Annotated in this window: 7 protein-coding genes and 1 pseudogene; 4 read left to right on the top strand and 4 right to left on the bottom strand. The window is 57.0% G+C overall.

Translation table 11 applies throughout. The features are described from left to right. Window positions 1-133: pseudogene (locus SxD43FB_RS23025) on the top strand (IS5/IS1182 family transposase); the annotation flags it as partial. Between the two features lie 222 nt (window positions 134-355). On the opposite strand, the gene SxD43FB_RS23020 reads toward SxD43FB_RS23025, so the two are convergent. The 3 genes from SxD43FB_RS23020 to SxD43FB_RS23010 all read right to left on the bottom strand — a co-directional run bounded on the left by SxD43FB_RS23020 (window position 356) and on the right by SxD43FB_RS23010 (window position 1,965). Further along, on the bottom strand, window positions 356-871 hold the full coding sequence (locus SxD43FB_RS23020; protein ID WP_176482906.1) for an acyltransferase: 516 nt from the start codon (window positions 869-871) through the stop codon (window positions 356-358). A gap of 166 nt (window positions 872-1,037) precedes the next feature. Continuing rightward, entirely contained in the window at window positions 1,038-1,571 is a 534-nt protein-coding gene (locus tag SxD43FB_RS23015) for a hypothetical protein (protein WP_096064108.1), read from the bottom strand. Then, complete coding sequence (locus SxD43FB_RS23010) at window positions 1,564-1,965, bottom strand: helix-turn-helix transcriptional regulator (RefSeq protein ID WP_096064107.1); 402 nt, start codon at window positions 1,963-1,965, stop codon at window positions 1,564-1,566. Before SxD43FB_RS23010 ends, SxD43FB_RS23015 begins: the two co-directional genes overlap by 8 nt. 108 nt (window positions 1,966-2,073) lie before the next feature. Here SxD43FB_RS23010 and SxD43FB_RS23005 point away from each other — a divergent pair, with 108 nt between their 5' ends. The 3 genes from SxD43FB_RS23005 to SxD43FB_RS22995 are packed head-to-tail and all read left to right on the top strand — an operon-like array spanning window position 2,074 to window position 3,675. After that, window positions 2,074-2,265: a hypothetical protein gene (locus SxD43FB_RS23005; RefSeq protein ID WP_096064106.1), complete on the top strand. Its 192-nt coding sequence runs from the start codon at window positions 2,074-2,076 to the stop codon at window positions 2,263-2,265. Then, a complete protein-coding gene (locus tag SxD43FB_RS23000; protein ID WP_096064105.1) occupies window positions 2,252-2,620 on the top strand; it encodes a hypothetical protein in 369 nt (122 codons plus the stop codon). The genes SxD43FB_RS23005 and SxD43FB_RS23000 overlap by 14 nt, the downstream gene beginning before the upstream one ends. 56 nt (window positions 2,621-2,676) lie before the next feature. Continuing rightward, window positions 2,677-3,675, top strand: a complete 999-nt coding sequence (locus tag SxD43FB_RS22995; protein WP_096064104.1) for a hypothetical protein — start codon at window positions 2,677-2,679, stop codon at window positions 3,673-3,675. On the opposite strand, the gene SxD43FB_RS22990 is transcribed toward SxD43FB_RS22995, so the two are convergent. Then, window positions 3,643-4,137 carry a type I restriction endonuclease gene (locus SxD43FB_RS22990; RefSeq protein WP_096064103.1) on the bottom strand — a complete coding sequence of 165 codons (495 nt, stop codon included), beginning with the start codon at window positions 4,135-4,137 and terminating at the stop codon, window positions 3,643-3,645. The two genes, SxD43FB_RS22995 and SxD43FB_RS22990, sit on opposite strands and share 33 nt — an antisense overlap. Window positions 4,138-4,639 lie beyond the last annotated feature (502 nt).

The following is a 4,639-nucleotide window of genomic DNA, read 5'->3' as shown; positions in this document are numbered from 1 at the left end:
CTGCTTCAAGCTGCTTGGTCAGCGCGTCATGGCCCGCACCTTCGAGCGTCAGATAACCGAGCTCAAAGTCCGTGCTGCAATCCTCAATCGCTTCTCGCAAATCGGCACACCAAATACTGTCCGCGTCGCGTAGTAATCTCAAATAAAGCCCGCAGCAAACCTATCAGGAGTTATGCAACAAAGCCCCTTAAAAGCAGTTCATCATGCCAGAGGTAGGCGAACGAACGCACTGACACCTGCACCACGAATTTATTACAAACTATCTGCGTCTGCATCAGATGGCATGAAGGCAATAAATTTGGGGACGTATTTAGGTGCCGGGATCGAAGTTAATGCTGCGATTTGAAGAAGCAATTTATTTTGAAAGAATTGAACGGTATTTCTTGTTCAAGGCCTTCATTACGCGCCCGCGAAAATCAACAATATGCGCGATGTCCGCTTCGGATGGCATTGCAAGAGTGCGTCGGTGAAAATCCTCATAGGATCCGATAATCCTAGCAGGAACCCCAGCTACAATGGAACCGGAAGGAACCGATTTGGTAACCATGGCCCCCGCACCTACGATGACTTTATCCCCGATCTCGACCCCTGGCATAAGCGTGGAGTTTGCCCCGATGAAGCATTCGCTGCCGATCTTGAGGGGACGATAAATATACCGTCGACCTTTTTCATCGCGGACAAGCCAAGATGCTCCGTCATGTGTCAAAAATGTCACGTTGCTGGAGACTGTAACCCGATTTCCAATCTCGATAAGGAAAGGCTCTGTCCCGAAATTGGATGATAAAATCCGGCAATCAGTGCCTATCTTGACGCCAACACGCCTTCCAAACCTTTCGTGACCAAGCAATCGTTTGAGAATAAATTGCTTCAAGCTCACCCCCGCTGCAAGTTCGACCTAAGCATAATCCATACCCTGAATTCTGCGTGATTTTCAAAGTTATCGTAGCGTTAAGTACCGAAGTAACCGCAAAGTGCTACGCCATGGCCCGGCCACACTCAGCGCCCATTTTTCCACGGATAAAGGCCCATTCAGGTGCCTATCCGGCGCGCTTGTAAGCCGACGGTGTGCGGCTGTCTAAGCGCAACTGCAGCCCTTCAATGCGCTCACCAATTACCCCCAGCCGGCGCTGACTTTGAATAAAGCGATAAATCTCGCGATACTTCTGCTTGAACGTCGGGCTGAGCGTGAACCTCCAATTTTTGGCAATACGCAGAGAACCACCTTGATAAACCAAACGCCCGAAATAAGCCTCTGTAACTCCGAGTATTCCAAGAAGCAACGCCGGTAGCCCCACTGTGACGAACGCCCATTCGAACGTTATGCTCGTGTGCGATGGTTCAAACAGCCATGACCATACGGAAATCAGCACCACCCCGAGTGTCAGCGGCTTAAACCAACTCAAATGCGAAACATATATAGCAATCATCGTTCGCAAGTACGCCCGCGTTGCCTGCAAATGAATATGCTGCCGCACGATCGTCCGCTGCGCCGCAGCACGGTCAAGGAAGCGCTCCTCATGAAAGCGCATCAGCCCCGCTTCCGCATCGCTCATCGGTTCATTGTCATTCATTTACCACCCTCCGCTGCGCCAGGAGATCGGCCATGTCGTTGGAGATCGTACCGTTCTCGATCAGATATTGGAAGTAGAGCTTGGCTAGCCTGAGTTCGCTCTCCCGGCTCGGGCGAGTTTCGTATTTGAGGACGAAGTCCTTTGCCAGGACTAGTGCCTTGCCCATCATTTCGACTAGCGAATCGCGGAAGGGGATGCCTGTGCCCGATAGGAGCCAGGTCGGGTCCACCTTGTGCACTTCGCATAGCTTCGCGATCGCGGCGGCGGGCGGGTCTCGTTCGCCGCGTTCGTAAGCGACGAGGGCGGATTGCGAGAGGCCGAGCTGGCCCGCGAACTGCATCTGCGTCGCTTTCTGCATTCGCCGGATCTCGAAGAACCGCTGACCAATCGACACGTACGTGAACCCCCTTGCGAAATATCGCGATTATGATAAATCGTATGCTATCGTCATTGAAACGCTTTCTCTCTGACGATACGCCCAATCTACGGAGGATTTGCGCATATGCAAATGCTGACGATCAAAGAGATGGCTGCGGCTTCGGGATGGCCTGAAGCGCGCATTCGTCGCCTTATTGTCCGGCGCCGGGTGCGTCACGTCAGGCTCGATGGCCTGCTGCTTTTGCCGGAAAACGCCCTCGAAGAGTTCCTGCAGGCCAACATGGTGACGCCGGAGGACACGCATGGGAATTCATAGCGATATCGATACCGCCGAAGCCTTGGCGTTTGGCGATTCCGGCGGGTTCCTCGCCCTTCAGCTCAAACTATCGAAGTTCCTCAAGCGCGGGCGCGGTGGGCGGCTTTCGCCCGAGGAACTTGGCGCACTGGTCGCCTGCGGTGCCTATGAGGCGCTGGCGGCAGCGGCCACCGAACAGGTGAAGAAATGGCACGAACAAAGCGCGCGAAGCCGCTCTACCAGCGCGGCCCCTATAGCCTCTACCGACGCGAGGGGCGCACCAACCTTGAAATCATCTGGTACGACGCTGAGGCCCAACGCGAACGAAGCGCTAGCGCGGGCACAGGCGATGTTGGGGAAGGCCGCAAGGCCCTAGATCTTCGTTATCTGGAGGCCAATGGGCACGACTGCTGCTCGAGTTGCGGGCGATTGATGGATGGCGAGGCGGCGCCGCTGGCCACCATCGCGATCACTGATTACCTGCTGAAGTCGAGCGGCAAGGCGGGCGAGAGATCCGCAAGGACCCGGCTGGCGCATGTCATCGGCTATATCGCAGGCACCAATCCATCTGTCACCGTTCCGATGATCGACGAGCGCTGGGTGAACGGTTTCCGGACCTTCATGCGCGACAAGGGCTATGCGCTGGGGAACATCGAAGGCTGTGTGCTTCAGCTTGCCGCAGCGATCAACGCGCTGCGGGGGCATCAGGCGCAGTTCAAGGCGCGTTCGCTGAAGGATGTCGCGGTGTCTCCGACGCACCGTTCCGACATTGCGACGATGGCCGGCATGTTTCGCTTCTGCATCGACCCGCCTCCGCCACCGGGGCGCGAATGGAGTGAGAAGGAGCGCGCCATGGTGATCGGCACCCGCGTCAATCTTTTGCGCTATCTGCGCGCTGCCGTGGCGACATGGGCGCGGCCGGATGCGATCTTCGATTTGAGGGTAGGGCGGCAGTGGGTGCGGGAAGCGCAAGTCCTGATGCTCAACGAACCGGATCGCGAACAGACCAAGAAACACCGTCCGGCCATTCCCGTGGCGAGGCAGTTCGTTCCCTGGCTGGAAGAGGCGCTTGCCCGTGATCACTATCTCCCGATCACGACGGTGCGCCATGGCTGGCATGCCATGCGCGTGCATCTGGGGTTGCCGCTGGGCGCGCAAAGCGGGGAGAAGCTGATTCGCAGATCCGTTGCGACGATTGCCAGACGTATACTGGGGGAGGCGAACTGGGTGCAGGGCGAGTTCATGCTGGGCCACCGCAAGGCCACCATCAGCGACATCTACGCAATCCCCGCGATCGAGAATTTCGGCCTCGCGCTGTCGGCTACGGAACACATTATCGACGAGATCGAGGCCCTGTGCCCTGGCGCTTACCGCGTTTCTACCGCAGGGGCCGCCGCTTCAGATCTTCAAAAAGGAGCAGAAAATGGCTGATTTCCGGTATGGAGCGGGTGAAGGGAATCGAACCCTCGTCGTAAGCTCGGGAAGCTCGAGCCGGTCGCGCAACCGCGCCCATAATTCATCGGGCGTGGGGAACTCGGCGCGGATGGTTTCCGTCCCGGCCACCATGTCGATCTCAATAATCTCATGCCCGTTACTCGAATAGGCAAAGCGTAAACCCAGCACCTCGGCATAGTCGCGCGCCTGCTGGACACCGTCCTGTGCTGAACGATAACCGGCCTTCGCCTCAATCACTGCGATCGGATAGTCTGGGCGGTAGCGCAGGATATAATCGGCCCGCTTTTTCTGCCCGCGGCGTGGAGTGCCGCCGATGAACATGACACGCCCGTCAGTGAATGTGCGCTGTTCCTGGATTGCGCACGGCGCATTGTCCCAACCGGCTGCTTGCAGGCGGGGGACTATCAGTTTGCGACAGGTATCTGCTTCTGTGATCATCGTTCAGCCGGTGTTTTGCCGAGCGCAATCGTGCCTGGCAACGAACGATTACCAGAAACGACATCCGCTGTGCAGAAATGTCTGGTTTCTTAGGCGGAATGCCATGAAGCCGACAGTCGGCTAGGTCGAAGGGTTTCGGGCGCCGGTAGGCGTACGAAAGTCTTACATGTACGACCCGCGGGGCCTCAGGCGCTGGGCTATGGCGATTTCGGATCTGGGCCGTTAAGCGCACTGGCGCTATTGCTGGTTTGGTGAGATCCGTGTGGACCAGGCGGACTACCTTTTGCCCGTTTCAAACGATTTAGCCGGCGGCAGTGCGCATCGTTTTGGTAATGTGATGTGGCATCGGCGATGCGGGGGATCGTGCCCCACAACGTGGTGTAGGTTCGCTGGGATAGCCACAGCGACCTCCGGCTAAGCCGGATTGATCATGCTGCCATGGCAGGCAACGTGATGATGGGATTATCGCTTAAACCTGAGACGCTCTCAAGTGTCATGTAGC

Source organism: Sphingobium sp. D43FB, assembly GCF_002312805.1.
Classification (GTDB): domain Bacteria; phylum Pseudomonadota; class Alphaproteobacteria; order Sphingomonadales; family Sphingomonadaceae; genus Sphingobium.
This window is presented reverse-complemented; position numbering and strand designations above follow the sequence as displayed.

Coding starts and splice junctions, on each gene's coding strand:
- SxD43FB_RS23015 (WP_096064108.1), bottom strand. CDS start 1,571: ATGAATGACAATGAACCGATGAGCGATGCGGAAGCGGGGCTGATGCGC.
- SxD43FB_RS23005 (WP_096064106.1), top strand. CDS start 2,074: ATGCAAATGCTGACGATCAAAGAGATGGCTGCGGCTTCGGGATGGCCT.
- SxD43FB_RS23000 (WP_096064105.1), top strand. CDS start 2,252: ATGGGAATTCATAGCGATATCGATACCGCCGAAGCCTTGGCGTTTGGC.
- SxD43FB_RS22995 (WP_096064104.1), top strand. CDS start 2,677: ATGGATGGCGAGGCGGCGCCGCTGGCCACCATCGCGATCACTGATTAC.
- SxD43FB_RS22990 (WP_096064103.1), bottom strand. CDS start 4,137: ATGATCACAGAAGCAGATACCTGTCGCAAACTGATAGTCCCCCGCCTG.